This is a genomic window from Acinetobacter sp. UBA2581, assembly GCF_002339435.1.
Lineage (GTDB): Bacteria > Pseudomonadota > Gammaproteobacteria > Pseudomonadales > Moraxellaceae > Acinetobacter > Acinetobacter variabilis.
The window spans coordinates 14,687-26,822 of record NZ_DDLD01000099.1; the positions used below are offsets into that span (position 1 = coordinate 14,687).

Consider the following 12,136-nt stretch of genomic DNA (forward strand, 5'->3'; position numbering starts at 1 on the left):
TGTTTGCTCATCAATGTGTGGCCGCTGGCGACCAGATCTGTTGCTGGACGCTGATGGTTTTGGGAATCAGTTGAACCTGCTGGAAGAGATCGGCAATATTCTGTTGGGCTTTGATCACTTCCGTCGTTAATGGTTGTACCGGCGAAGGTTTAAGACGACGCTCAAATGCAATCTTCGCTACATCCGGTTTCAGACCGGTACTTTTCTGATAAATATCTAGGGCTACAGCCTGGTTTTTAAGAATCCACTGGTCAGATGCATTTAAAGCCTGGATAAACTTGCCGGGACTATCCGGATGCTTCTGAATAAATTCGGGGTTGCCGATGTAAAAGGAATAGGTTTGCGGAAAATCACTGGATTCAATCAGTACCTTAACCTGGCTGTCGAACTCGGCTGCACCCAGGAAGGGATCCCAGATTGCCCAGGCATCAATGGCTTTTTTATCAAAAGCAGCACGTGCATCCGCAGGGGGAAGCCAGACGGCTTGAATCTCTGACCAGCTTAAGCCGGCTTTTTCCAGGGTTTTGGCCAGAAGTTCATGTGCGCTCGAACCTTTCTGAACCGCAATCCGCTTTCCTTTCAACTGTTGAATGTTTTGAATAGCACTGTCTTTCGGCAAGACCACAGCTAAAGAATTCCCCGCCACTTTTTCAAAGGCCACATAGCTCAGGGCTTTATCTGCCGCCTGTGCAAAAATAGGTGGGGTATTTCCCACATAGCCATAATCCACTGCCCCGACTGCCAGTGCTTCCAGCATTTGTGGGCCTGCCGGAAACTCTTTCCATTCAATTTTGGCATTGGGAAATTGTTGTTCTAATAGCTTTTCATCGCGTGCCACCAGCAGATTTAAGGCTGATTTTTGAAAGCCAATTGCAATACTTTGTACCTGTTGTGCTGCTTTGGTGTCTGCAGCAGTCGTTTGTTGTGGTTCCTGTTTCTGGCAGCCAGTCAGACTAAAGCTCAATAGCGCTAAGCTGATATAAGAAACTGTTTTTATATGACTCATCTTTATTCTCGAATTGTTCTGCTGTTATTTAATAATTGCTGCATCAATATTCAGCTTTTGTGGAATCAGCTGCTGCGCATAAAACGCATCGGCGACTTGTTGCTGTTTTTGAATCACGTCAGTCGTGAGGGGTTGAACACCGAAGCCCATGCGTGAAATAGACGTTTTCAATACATCAAATGCTAGGCCTGTCGGTTTTTCCAGAAGTTTGGCGGCTTCATCCTGATGAGCAGAGACCCACTCAGTGGTCAGATTGAGTTCATTCACGACAGCTTCAATAATCTGTGGGTTGACTTCAGCAAACTTGCGATCTGCCAGATAGAACTGATGGTTACTGACAATGTTCTCACCCGTTGCGATGACACGCGCACCAATCTGATGTTCTGCTGCAGCGAAGAATGGGTCCCAGATCACCCAGGCATCGACAGCACCGCGTTCAAAAGCGGCACGGGCATCAGAAGGTGGCAGGTAAACCACTTCAATATCGCTGAGTTTCAGATTATTAGCTTCAAGGACTTTGAGTAATAAGTAATGCACGTTAGAACCTTTATTCAGGACAACACGCTTACCTTTTAAATCCTGGATGTTTTGAATGGCCGAATCTTTTTTCACAATGAGTGCCTCAGCTTTAGGTGCTGCCGGCTGGTTGGCGATATAAACCAGATTCGAATTGGCTGCCTGAGCAAAAATAGGCGGCGCTTCACCGGCTTCACCAAAAGATACGCTGCCGACATTCAAGCCTTCCAGCAACTGAGGACCAGCCGGGAATTCAACCCATTTCACATTCACGCCTTGTTCTTTTAATGACGTTTCTAAGGTGCCACGTTCTTTTAAGATCGGCAGTACGCCATATTTCTGGAAACCAATATTCAGGGTCACGGCTTCTTGTTTCTTGTCACAGCCAGAAAGCATCATCACGCCAGCCACCGCAGCACTAAGGACCGCAGTTTTTGTGAATAATTGAATGTGTGATTGGCGCATGAATCAGGACTCCTGAAAATTTAGAAATGTGAAATGAAGAACTTAGGCATACGCTAAAGCTTTTTACTTTTCTAAAAAAATAACTATTCAGGAATTTCTAATGAATAAAAAAGATAAATAAAAAAGTGCAAAACTTATGCAGGAAAGTGATTTACATATTAATTTAGGAAGAAAGAGTAATTAATATAAGATAATGAAATATAAAATTATTTATTCTAAATAAAGTGGCCAGATATGCTTATTAGAAAATCAGCAATAAGATTTTTATACTGAATGCAGGTTTTATGAATATCGTTATCTAAAATAAAAATATGAGAGCGCATAAAAAAAGTCACTTTAAAGTGACTTTTTACAGACAATTGAATTGCGCTGATAATTATAAAAAGCCTGTCGGGCATCAGGCAAATCATCTACTGATGCCGGTTCAAACCCCTGTTCCAGAAACCAGTGTGCAGTACGGGTGGTTAGAATAAACAGTTGCTGAATACCCAGACTTTTGGCCTTATCTTCCAGATAATGTAGAATCTGGCTACCGCGGTTAGATTGACGGTAACTTGGATCTACTGCAACGCAGGCGATTTCTGCAGAACGCAGTTCATTGCCCGTAGTTGGAATCGGATACAGGGCAGCACAGGCCAGAATCATGCCATCACGCTCAATTACGGCGAACTGGTCAATTTCATTTTCCAGACGCTCCCGCGAACGGTAAACCAGAATACCTTCTTCTTCCATGGGGCGGAGCAAACGGATCAAGCCACCGACATCTTGAATGTCGGCCATACGCACTTCTTCATAATGCGCATCGGTGATCATGGTGCCGGAACCATCCCGGGTGAACAGTTCTTCCAGCAAGGCGCCGTCATAGGTATACGAAATCAGGTGAACGCGATTGACGCCATTTCGGGAAGCTTCCTGAGCAGCCTTGAGCTGGAGCCGAATTTCAATATCTTGTTCATCAGAAAGAATATAGTCATCCAGTTGATGTGGGGTTACTTCCCGTTTTAACTGACCCTTACTGTCGAGCAGACCATGCTGTCGACCCAAGATAATCAGTTTATCGGCTTTGAGGCGAGTCGCGGTTTTGGTGGCGACTTCTTCAGCTAGAAGGTTAAAAACTTCACCTGTGGTTGAATAGCCGGTCGGGCCGAGAATTACAATATTATGATTGTCCAGATGACGTTGAATCGCATCGGTATCAATGGCCCGAACTTCACCAGTTAACTGAAAATCGACTCCGTCACGTATACCATAAGGTTTAGCCGTAACAAAATTTCCAGAAACGGCATCGATGCGTGCACCATACATGGGTGAGTTGGCCAGTCCCATCGACAGTAAGGCCTCAATCTGTAAACGGATCGATCCTACTGCATTCAGTACACAGCTTAAGGATTCACGTGTCGTCACCCGACGCTGCTGGTGAAAAGGGGTCTCGAAGCCACTCGCAGCCAGATTCTGGTTAATCTGCGGACGTGCGCCATGCACCAGAATCAGACGGATTCCTAAAGAATTGAGCAGAGCAATATCATGAATGATGTGCTGAAAGTTGTCATGCAATACCGCTTCACCATCAAACATGATCACAAAGGTTTTATTGCGATGAGCATTGATATAAGGCGCAGAATGGCGAAACCAGTGCACATATTGCAAGGTGTTGCTCGGTGAGGTTTCTGCTGCAGTCATAGCTGTGCCTATTTCAACATTTAAAGATCTAGCTTTGATTCTAATGAAAAAATACTGAAGTGGAAGTACAGATATAAAAAAACACCTGAAGCGAGCTTCAGGTGTCTGCTAGAAGGGCAGAAAAGAGAATGATTAGTTGATGATTCGAACAATCTTGTCGTTACGATCGTTGACTAGCACATAGTCACCATTGATTTTGTACCATTGCTGGTTTTTACCTGCTTTCGGCAGACGGCGTGCTTCATAGCCATTGACTTCAAAACGACGGTTGTCGTACTGGTTTGGCAGTTTTTGACCTACGCGCCAGTCACGGCTTGGGTTAACCCCACGGTTGTTGTAACGACGGTCATCGCGGCGATCATCCCATTTTTTCGCGTCTTTATGATCCCAGTGCGGTGCTGATTTATGCGGTGCATAACGTGAATCATGATGCTGCGGTGCTGCCATTGCAGAAGTAGCAACCAGCGCACTAAGAGATAAGGCAATTGTAGTTAAAACTTTTTTCATGGCTCTCACCTAAAAATCTGTACATGTTTTCGATGAGATTAAATTAGCGAATAAGTGAATAGAAAGCGTGAGGCCAGTTTAGTGGAATTGTTAAGTTCATGAAGGAATTTAGGAGATTAGCCACGATTAAAAGGAAAGCTCTAAAATAAGAAAAAGCCTAAAAAGGCTCATCCGAAAAATCAAAAAGCCCAAACGAGGTTGGGCTTTGCATCAGGTTCTGAATCAGTCTCCGATGATCCGGACAATACTGTTATTTTCAGAGTTCACCAGAATGTAGTCATTGTTGACTTTGTACCATTGCTGCTTACGGTCTGGTTTAGGCAGTTTATGATCCTTATATTCGACCTTGTAGCCATTACTGCGATAATGCTGCGGCATGACATAGCCAGGCTGCCAGCGTAACTGTTGCAGACGTTTAACACCACGTTCTTCACGCATACGACGTTTATCATACTGGTCTTGGTGATCGTCATGGAACTCACGCGCTTTCTTGGCCTGATGATGACCCGGACCCCGTTCCATACGCTGTTCATCATTGAAATGAGGGGCAGCGTTTGCAACATTTGCCAGCATGAATGCACTGCAGGACATCGCCAATGCTACCAGAACCTTTTTCATGTTGAACCCTCATTCAATTGTTCATTTTCTACAGTAACTAATGTATGGAAAAATTGCAGAGAAACTGTGAAGAACTGGCTGAAGTTTTATATCAATTACAGAGAAATTATGATTATGCCATGATTTTACATAAGCTTAGGATGCACTTCAGTCAGTTGACCAGTTATGCCCAGCCCCATTGGCATTTCAGCAAAACCGGGATCAAGATGCAAGCGCAATGTCCTGAATTGTGTATCAAAACCGTCTCAAATTAGTGGAAAAAATATTCTTTTTAAACACCGGATCTTGATTTGGTCATTGCAATTTTTCAGTTCCACTGTTCCGTTAAACCCTGTAAGGACTGAATGGCTTCAGCCACAGACTCTGCCTCGACTGCATCTTCTAAAGCCAAAATCAGGGCAGTTGATAACTGCAAGTTTTCAATACGACGAATAGTTTCAGTTTTACGTTTTTGGTCTGCCATTTAATTTTCCTTCGCTTTGATTTAACTTGAAAAGCATTATAAAAATTTTATATTAATTTGGAAAACCGAATAATTTTATATTATTGATTTGTTAAAACGATTTATGTCTGTTTTTTAAAGAATTTAAGGATAAAAAAAGAGCATCATCTGTAAATGTGCTCTTTCGGGATCTAATGAACGATCTTAATAGGCATAGTTCAGATCAGTATAGTCACTTAGGGATTTCTGTACATGTGCCTGAATAAAAGTACGCACATCTTCTGCTGTCATTGCTTTGCCCTGATTGCTGATCACATGTTCAATTTCAGGCTGACCTTCGATCTTGATGCGATAGACAAAGTGTTTCGCTACCTGATAACGATCGTCCAGCTTTTCGATACCCGTCACATAATGATAGGAATGTTCAAAATTCAGATCGGTATGGGAAAAGACAAATTGGTCAAACAGTTTCAGTTTTTGACCATTTTCGAGTGCCTGAATGTCGTCGACAATGCTGGCATCAAACTTCATGCCGTATTTTTCAGAGATCGGCTGCTGATCGACCAGCAGAGAGACCATGCCATCTTCCAAAGTCGTCACGGTGATGTTGTTTAAGTCAGTCATGTTGCACTCAAATAAAAATCTGTTGGCGCTAGTATAGGGGAATTTGCAGCGAACTGAATAAAGACAGTATTGTAGAAATAAGAAAGGTCTGGCTGATTCAGTCTGAAATCTGGATGAATTGGGCAGAAGAATAAGCCAGCTTTCAAATGGGTCTTATCTTTATAGAGTTTAAAACAAACAAAAAGCCAATGCGGACATTGGCTTTTAAATAGGTGTCAATTAAAGATTAGTCCTGCGCATCAATACTTTGACCGTTCATATGCAAGCTATCTTCACCCATCAGGTACAGATAGGCTGGCATGATGGAATCCGGTGTCGGTAAGGTTTTCGGATCTTCATTCGGATAAGCCTTGGCACGCATTGCGGTACGTGTAGCACCCGGATTGATACAGTTAAAGCGGATATTCGAATTGACCCGTTCTTTGGCAAATAACTGGCTCACTGCTTCAATGGCAATTTTTGAAACTGAATAAGCGCCCCAGCATTCCCGGGCTTCGCGCCCTACACCGGAACTGGCAAAGACCACAGAAGCGTGTTTGGATTTTTCCAGCAGGGGTAACAGGGCTTGGGTAATCACAAAAGGCGCACGAAGGTTAACCGCCATGACATCATCCCAGACATTAACCGGATAATCTGCCAGTGGTACTCGCTCGCCTAAAATACCGGCATTATGCAAAATCCCGTCTAAACGGCCAAACTGGCGATCGAGCGTGTCGAGCAATAATTCATAATCACGTTCAGAGGCACTAGATAACTGTAATGGGAGAATGGCGGGTTGCGGCGCACCCAAGCTTTCAATCTCATCATAGATAACTTCAAGCTTGTTTAAGGTACGCCCGTGCAGAACTACAGTTGCTCCATGCAGAGCATAGCTGATTGCTGCTGCACGACCAATGCCATCGCCCGCACCCGTGATCAGGATGATACGATCTTTTAACAGATCGGGGCGAGGTTGATATTCTGAATACTTCATTACTACCTCCTCATTATTATTGTTAAGTGTCTTCAGTAGTTTCAGGAATCAAAACAGGACACTTGGCTCGCTCAAGACCAGTTTCTGAATATGCTGATGTAACTCATTCACTGTATTCACTATATAGTCGGCTTGCCAAGCTGTTAAGTCATCTTTGTATTGCAGTGGTAAATAACCGTATGCTGCCAGTATGGTATACATCTTGGCATTGCGGCCTGCATCAATATCACGTGGATGGTCCCCGACATAGATGCAGTCTTCTGCAGCCAGCTGTAACTGCTCGGCAGCCAGATACATTGGCTCCGGATCTGGCTTGGTTCGGGTCACATCTTCCGGACAGACCAGTACGGCACAGCGCCCGGTCAGGTTTAAAGCTTTGAGTAAGGCTTCGCTCAACCAGCGCGGTTTATTGGTCACGATTCCCCAAGGGATATCATTTTCCTCTAATTCTTCAAGTAGAGGATACATTCCGCTGAACAGGTCTGTATCCACAGCAATATCTGCCCCATACATATCCAGAAAACGCTGGCGATGATCCAGAAACACTGGATCTTCCAGTTGCAGTTCCGGATAGACCAATTTGACCATAGCACGTGCACCTTCTGAAACCTGGGTACGGATCAGATCAGCTTCCACCACGTCACGGCCGGCTTCACGGCACATATGCTGGATAATCCGGATAAAGTCAGCTGCGGTATCAATTAAAGTACCATCCAGGTCGAATAGAACCGCCTTCATTGGGTGGCCTCTTGCGCGCTTTCTTTAACGGTATATACCATATAGTTCACGTCAACATTCGGTGCCAGCCAGTAACGCTTGGTCAGCGGATTATAATGCAGGCCAGTCATATCTTTCAGTTTTAAACCGGCATTACGGATGTCATGCGCCAGTTCAGACGGCTTGATGAATTTGCTGTAATCATGTGTACCTTTGGCCAGCATACGCAGGATATATTCTGCGCCAATGATCGCGAACAGATAAGATTTTGGATTACGGTTAATGGTCGAGAAGAAGACATGACCACCTGGTTTGGCCAGTTTATAACAGGCCTGAATAATAGAGGCTGGATCAGGTACATGTTCCAGCATTTCCATACAGGTCACGACATCGTATTGACCGGCTTGTTCTTCTGCGAGTTGCTCTACTGGAATCTGACGGTATTCAATATTGCTGACACCTTCCTGCTCGGCATGGATGCGTGCCACATTCAGTGGCGCTTCGCCCATATCAATGCCCAGCACCTGAGCACCACGGCGCGCCATGCTTTCCGACAGGATTCCACCGCCACAGCCTACATCCAGCACTTTCTTGCCGCTCAAGCCACCGGCATGTTCATCAATCCAGTTGAGGCGCAGGGGATTGATCATATGCAATGGGCGGAACTCGGAATGCTGATCCCACCATATAGCTGCGAATGCTTCAAACTTGGCAATTTCTTGTGGATCAACATTCAATTGCGACATCGGTGTCACCTCAATCAGTCGTGATTATTTAAAATTTAAGTTCGCCCAGAGGCGGTATAAACAGATTTAACTTTTTGTAAATCAGTACACTTGTTTAGTGTAGCGATTCTGGAAAAAAAAGCGATAAAAGCTGTAAAAAAGTTCACAGAATAAAAACGAAACCGGCATAATTACTTTATAGTGAAGCCATAAATTAGACATAATGATTTAGAGGACGATAATCCCAATGAAAAAATTTATTTTAGGCACTGTAGCCGCATCTGTTTTGGCATTTTCTGGCAGTGCAATGGCCGCCAACTTTGTAGCAGGTCAAGACTATCAAGTCCTGGCGAATCCAGTAAAAGTTGAAAAGCCGGGGAAAATTGAAGTCCGTGAATTCTTCTGGTATGGCTGTGGTCACTGCTATTCTCTTGAACCACACATGCAAAGCTGGTTAAAAAAATTGCCTAAAGATGTACGTTTTGTACGTACCCCAGCCGCGATGAATCCGCTATGGGAACAGGCAGCTCGTGCGTATTATGTGTCTGAAGCTCTAGGTGTTCGTCAAAAAGCACATTTGCAGCTATTCCATGATATTCATGCGAAGAAACAGCCAATTCTGGAACAGGCTCAATTAGCCAAGTTCTATACCCGTTATGGTATTTCTGAAGCGAAATTTAATACCACTTATAAATCATTCCCGATTTCTTCAAAAATCGCACAGGCCAAAAATCTGGCTGCGACTTATCAGTTAAGCGGTGTACCAGCGGTAACTGTGAACGGTAAGTATGTAGTTCAGGGCGATGGTGCCAAAGTAGTTCAAGTGGTAAATTATCTGGTTGAGAAAGAGCGTAAAGCTAAATAACACCAGATCTGCATGAATCTAAAAACCTGCATCTATATGTGGGTTTTTTTATATCAGGATAAAATTGAACTGCGAAATAGATTTCACTCAGATGAGATCTCAGGCTTGAGATAAAATTCCACGAAATAACAGTTCTAACTGCTTTAGGCTTTGGGCTTTGAAGTCATTTATCCGAGTTTGTCGCAGTTCAAGATCAGGCTGTGCCTGAAGCTGAATCCAGCCCATAGCCCAGTTTAATGCGAGAGGAACCAGAATCTGTGCCAGTGCAGTTAACTCGGCTGGAGAAGGAGGTTGCTGGGTGGCTGGAATCTGTTCCAAGGTATGCCGCAAGTCTTGGGTCAGATAATGAATTTCCCGCTCAATCCCTTGTCTGAGAATATTGGAACCGCCCCAACGTTCGGCACTGACAAATGTCCAGGCTTCGGGATGAGCATCAACTGCCTGAAAAAACAGTTCGATCTTAGATGAAAGCTCATCCAGAGAAAAATCTGCAGGTCCCAACTGATTCAGCACACCTTTGAGATGAATCGACACCTGATCCAGAAGTTCCAGTCCCAACTGATCCATATTCTGAAAGTGTCGATAAAATGCGGCAGGCACCAGTCCGACTTCATGAGTGATTTCGCGCAGGCTGATGCTGCTAAATGCATGGCCACGGCTGCTCAATGCCAGGGTAGCATCGAGGAGGGCCTGGCGGCTTTGGTGCTTGCGTTCTTCACGTAAAGACATAGGGATTTTCCTTCCGTAGATCTGCAGTTTAGCAAAAAACACCTGTCCATCGCAGTAGAGCAGATGGACTGAAAAATCTATACAAGCAAGGCGTGTCCAGTGATTTTGTAAATGATCTGTCCTCTGTCCCAATCTTGGCAGAGGCTTCTGTTATACTGAGCCGCAATTATTTTTAGTCAACAGCAGGACCTATTATGCGTATCGACCAACGAGCATTAGATCAATTACGTGAAGTGAAAATTACCCGTAACTATACACGTTATGCGGAAGGTTCCGTATTGGTTGAATTTGGTCATACCAAAGTGCTGTGTACTGCCAGTGTGGACAGCTCTGTACCACGTTTCTTGAAAGGTCAGGGCCAAGGCTGGGTAACAGCAGAATACGGCATGCTGCCACGTTCAACACATACCCGTAGTGATCGTGAAGCTGCTCGTGGCAAACAAAGTGGCCGTACTCAGGAAATCCAGCGTTTAATCGGTCGTAGCCTACGTTCAATGGTCGATCTGAAAAAACTCGGTGAAAATACCATTACCATTGACTGTGACGTGATCCAGGCAGATGGTGGTACCCGTACTGCATCAATTACGGGTGCAGCCGTAGCATTGATTGATGCCATGAATGTATTGCTTGAGAAAAAGAAAATCAAACAGGACCCACTTAAAGGCCTGGTAGCAGCAATTTCTGTAGGTATTTTTAAAGATGAAGTACTACTAGATCTTTGCTATGAAGAAGATTCAAACTGTCAGACTGACTTAAATGTCGTGATGACTCAGGCAGGTGAATTTATTGAAATTCAGGGGACTGCTGAAGATAAGCCATTTACTCGTGAGCAATGCAATGACATGCTAGCCATGGCTGAAAAAGGGATTCAGGAACTGATCAAGAAACAGCAAGAAGCTTTGGGCTGGTAAGTCTTTCAAGCTGTAAAAAACGCATCTTCGGATGCGTTTTTTATTATAGCTACACATTGCCTGACAAAAAATGAACAGGATCTGTCTACTGTGTAACCCCTGTTTTAAGCGATGATTTTTCAACCAAATCTCATTCAGAAGGTTATAACATGAAAATATGGTTGATGGCATTTTCAGTATTTGCTGTACTGGGTTTAACTGCCTGTGACTCCAATTCTCGTGATGAAAACCGCGATGGTGCAAATATGGAACGAGGAAGTGATACCAATTAACAGAGTAGAGGCCATTCAACCTCTATGATTTATATCCTTGAGAATAAGAAAAAGGGTGCTATGGCACCCTTTTTAAATAATAAGACTTTAACCATTAAAACGCATCGATAGGTCAATAGCCTTCACATCTTTGGTCAATACGCCCATCGAAATATAATCTACGCCTGTACTCGCCACTTCACGTAAGTTATCAATGGTGATATTGCCTGAAGCTTCCAGTTTGCAACGGCCAGCCACATGTTTGACCGCATCAATCATTTGCTGCTGACTGAAATTATCCAGCATCACGATATCAGCCTCGGCTTCTAGGGCCTGATTCAGTTCATCCCAGGTTTCAACTTCCACTTCCACCGGTTTACCCGGTGCAATCTGGTGTGCCTTGGCAATCGCCTGGCGAATGCCACCAGCCGCCATAATATGATTTTCCTTAATCAAGAAAGCATCAAATAGGCCCAGACGGTGATTCTGACCACCACCGATAGCGACTGCATATTTTTGGGCAATACGTAAGCCTGGCAGCGTTTTACGGGTATCTAAGAGCTTGGTATTCAAACCTTCCAGCTCTTTGACATAGTTTGCCGTCTTGGTCGCAACTGCAGACAGCGTCTGTACAAAGTTCAGAGCAGGGCGTTCTACAGTCAGCAAGCTACGTGCAGAACCGGCCAGTTTTAGAAAAGCTTCATTGGCAGCGACATGATCGCCGTCATTTTTTAGCCAGATCACTTCTACACTCGGATCATAGGCCTGAATCAAGGCATCGACCCAAGGCTGACCAGCAAGAACCATTGTTTCACGGCTAATAATCGTGGCAGTCGCCTGTTCATCTTCAGGAGTCAGCAGGGCAGTAATGTCACCATCGCCAATATCTTCGGAGAGTGCCTGTTGAATATTGATCTGAATCGACTGTTCTAGCAAAGCCTGAGATATGCTCATGAGTATTTCCGTATCTTTTTTAGCCGTGAAAAATTGTGCGTTATCTTAACACCGTTACATTAAAATGAGCGATTTTTCATACAGTCTGCCGGGATGAATTGAGATTTGCCTATGAAAGTTTTAGCATTAAGCCGGCTGCAATCCTGATATTGC

General features: G+C 44.3%; 16 protein-coding genes. 4 read left to right on the forward strand and 12 right to left on the reverse strand.

The window, feature by feature from the left end; genetic code table 11:
- Positions 1 to 10 precede the first annotated feature (10 nt).
- From B3Q46_RS12855 to B3Q46_RS12875, 5 genes are all read right to left on the reverse strand, one after another.
- A complete protein-coding gene (locus tag B3Q46_RS12855) occupies positions 11 to 1,006 on the reverse strand; it encodes an aliphatic sulfonate ABC transporter substrate-binding protein (protein ID WP_004781367.1) in 996 nt (331 codons plus the stop codon).
- A gap of 24 nt (positions 1,007 to 1,030) precedes the next feature.
- Positions 1,031 to 1,987, reverse strand: coding sequence for a sulfonate ABC transporter substrate-binding protein (locus B3Q46_RS12860; RefSeq protein ID WP_004781368.1), 957 nt, complete (start codon positions 1,985 to 1,987; stop codon positions 1,031 to 1,033).
- Positions 1,988 to 2,323: 336 nt separating this feature from the next.
- Positions 2,324 to 3,667, reverse strand: a complete 1,344-nt coding sequence (gene argA / locus B3Q46_RS12865) for an amino-acid N-acetyltransferase (RefSeq protein WP_004781369.1) — start codon at positions 3,665 to 3,667, stop codon at positions 2,324 to 2,326.
- A 132-nt stretch (positions 3,668 to 3,799) separates the two neighbouring features.
- The gene (locus B3Q46_RS12870) at positions 3,800 to 4,174 is read right to left on the reverse strand and encodes an RcnB family protein (RefSeq protein ID WP_005232837.1); all 375 of its coding nucleotides are present in this window, start codon (positions 4,172 to 4,174) and stop codon (positions 3,800 to 3,802) included.
- Positions 4,175 to 4,396: 222 nt separating this feature from the next.
- A complete protein-coding gene (locus tag B3Q46_RS12875) occupies positions 4,397 to 4,792 on the reverse strand; it encodes an RcnB family protein (protein WP_004781371.1) in 396 nt (131 codons plus the stop codon).
- Between the two features lie 44 nt (positions 4,793 to 4,836).
- On the opposite strand from B3Q46_RS12875, the gene B3Q46_RS12880 reads away from it, so the two are divergent.
- Complete coding sequence (locus B3Q46_RS12880; protein WP_034170274.1) at positions 4,837 to 5,046, forward strand: hypothetical protein; 210 nt, start codon at positions 4,837 to 4,839, stop codon at positions 5,044 to 5,046.
- A gap of 53 nt (positions 5,047 to 5,099) precedes the next feature.
- Here B3Q46_RS12880 and B3Q46_RS12885 read toward each other — a convergent pair whose 3' ends face one another.
- The 5 genes from B3Q46_RS12885 to ubiG form a co-directional block, all read right to left on the reverse strand.
- Positions 5,100 to 5,255: a hypothetical protein gene (locus B3Q46_RS12885; RefSeq protein ID WP_004781372.1), complete on the reverse strand. Its 156-nt coding sequence runs from the start codon at positions 5,253 to 5,255 to the stop codon at positions 5,100 to 5,102.
- Positions 5,256 to 5,438: 183 nt separating this feature from the next.
- On the reverse strand, positions 5,439 to 5,858 hold the full coding sequence (locus B3Q46_RS12890; protein WP_004781373.1) for a hypothetical protein: 420 nt from the start codon (positions 5,856 to 5,858) through the stop codon (positions 5,439 to 5,441).
- Between the two features lie 226 nt (positions 5,859 to 6,084).
- Complete coding sequence (locus tag B3Q46_RS12895; RefSeq protein ID WP_004781375.1) at positions 6,085 to 6,831, reverse strand: YciK family oxidoreductase; 747 nt, start codon at positions 6,829 to 6,831, stop codon at positions 6,085 to 6,087.
- Positions 6,832 to 6,879: 48 nt separating this feature from the next.
- Positions 6,880 to 7,569: an HAD family hydrolase gene (locus B3Q46_RS12900; protein ID WP_286716105.1), complete on the reverse strand. Its 690-nt coding sequence runs from the start codon at positions 7,567 to 7,569 to the stop codon at positions 6,880 to 6,882.
- Positions 7,566 to 8,294 (reverse strand): bifunctional 2-polyprenyl-6-hydroxyphenol methylase/3-demethylubiquinol 3-O-methyltransferase UbiG, encoded by a 729-nt coding sequence (gene ubiG, locus B3Q46_RS12905; RefSeq protein WP_034170270.1) that lies wholly within the window; start codon positions 8,292 to 8,294, stop codon positions 7,566 to 7,568. The genes B3Q46_RS12900 and ubiG overlap by 4 nt, the downstream gene beginning before the upstream one ends.
- 226 nt (positions 8,295 to 8,520) lie before the next feature.
- On the opposite strand from ubiG, the gene B3Q46_RS12910 reads away from it, so the two are divergent.
- Positions 8,521 to 9,138, forward strand: a complete 618-nt coding sequence (locus tag B3Q46_RS12910; RefSeq protein ID WP_005232804.1) for a thiol:disulfide interchange protein DsbA/DsbL — start codon at positions 8,521 to 8,523, stop codon at positions 9,136 to 9,138.
- A 99-nt stretch (positions 9,139 to 9,237) separates the two neighbouring features.
- On the opposite strand, the gene B3Q46_RS12915 is transcribed toward B3Q46_RS12910, so the two are convergent.
- Positions 9,238 to 9,867 carry a TetR family transcriptional regulator gene (locus tag B3Q46_RS12915; protein WP_286716106.1) on the reverse strand — a complete coding sequence of 210 codons (630 nt, stop codon included), beginning with the start codon at positions 9,865 to 9,867 and terminating at the stop codon, positions 9,238 to 9,240.
- 194 nt (positions 9,868 to 10,061) lie between these two features.
- On the opposite strand from B3Q46_RS12915, the gene rph reads away from it, so the two are divergent.
- Both rph and B3Q46_RS12925 read left to right on the forward strand, forming a co-directional pair.
- Entirely contained in the window at positions 10,062 to 10,778 is a 717-nt protein-coding gene (gene rph, locus B3Q46_RS12920) for a ribonuclease PH (protein ID WP_004781384.1), read from the forward strand.
- Positions 10,779 to 10,927: 149 nt separating this feature from the next.
- Entirely contained in the window at positions 10,928 to 11,050 is a 123-nt protein-coding gene (locus tag B3Q46_RS12925; protein WP_005232802.1) for a hypothetical protein, read from the forward strand.
- An 87-nt stretch (positions 11,051 to 11,137) separates the two neighbouring features.
- Here the strand turns inward: B3Q46_RS12925 and nadC are convergent, their stop codons facing one another.
- Entirely contained in the window at positions 11,138 to 11,983 is an 846-nt protein-coding gene (nadC, locus tag B3Q46_RS12930) for a carboxylating nicotinate-nucleotide diphosphorylase (protein ID WP_005232800.1), read from the reverse strand.
- Positions 11,984 to 12,136 lie beyond the last annotated feature (153 nt).

Coding starts and splice junctions, on each gene's coding strand:
- B3Q46_RS12855 (WP_004781367.1), bottom strand. CDS start 1,006: ATGAGTCATATAAAAACAGTTTCTTATATCAGCTTAGCGCTATTGAGC.
- argA (WP_004781369.1), bottom strand. CDS start 3,667: ATGACTGCAGCAGAAACCTCACCGAGCAACACCTTGCAATATGTGCAC.
- B3Q46_RS12880 (WP_034170274.1), top strand. CDS start 4,837: ATGGAAAAATTGCAGAGAAACTGTGAAGAACTGGCTGAAGTTTTATAT.
- B3Q46_RS12900 (WP_286716105.1), bottom strand. CDS start 7,569: ATGAAGGCGGTTCTATTCGACCTGGATGGTACTTTAATTGATACCGCA.
- B3Q46_RS12895 (WP_004781375.1), bottom strand. CDS start 6,831: ATGAAGTATTCAGAATATCAACCTCGCCCCGATCTGTTAAAAGATCGT.
- B3Q46_RS12890 (WP_004781373.1), bottom strand. CDS start 5,858: ATGACTGACTTAAACAACATCACCGTGACGACTTTGGAAGATGGCATG.
- ubiG (WP_034170270.1), bottom strand. CDS start 8,294: ATGTCGCAATTGAATGTTGATCCACAAGAAATTGCCAAGTTTGAAGCA.
- rph (WP_004781384.1), top strand. CDS start 10,062: ATGCGTATCGACCAACGAGCATTAGATCAATTACGTGAAGTGAAAATT.
- B3Q46_RS12910 (WP_005232804.1), top strand. CDS start 8,521: ATGAAAAAATTTATTTTAGGCACTGTAGCCGCATCTGTTTTGGCATTT.
- B3Q46_RS12915 (WP_286716106.1), bottom strand. CDS start 9,867: ATGTCTTTACGTGAAGAACGCAAGCACCAAAGCCGCCAGGCCCTCCTC.
- B3Q46_RS12925 (WP_005232802.1), top strand. CDS start 10,928: ATGAAAATATGGTTGATGGCATTTTCAGTATTTGCTGTACTGGGTTTA.
- B3Q46_RS12860 (WP_004781368.1), bottom strand. CDS start 1,987: ATGCGCCAATCACACATTCAATTATTCACAAAAACTGCGGTCCTTAGT.
- B3Q46_RS12885 (WP_004781372.1), bottom strand. CDS start 5,255: ATGGCAGACCAAAAACGTAAAACTGAAACTATTCGTCGTATTGAAAAC.
- nadC (WP_005232800.1), bottom strand. CDS start 11,983: ATGAGCATATCTCAGGCTTTGCTAGAACAGTCGATTCAGATCAATATT.
- B3Q46_RS12875 (WP_004781371.1), bottom strand. CDS start 4,792: ATGAAAAAGGTTCTGGTAGCATTGGCGATGTCCTGCAGTGCATTCATG.
- B3Q46_RS12870 (WP_005232837.1), bottom strand. CDS start 4,174: ATGAAAAAAGTTTTAACTACAATTGCCTTATCTCTTAGTGCGCTGGTT.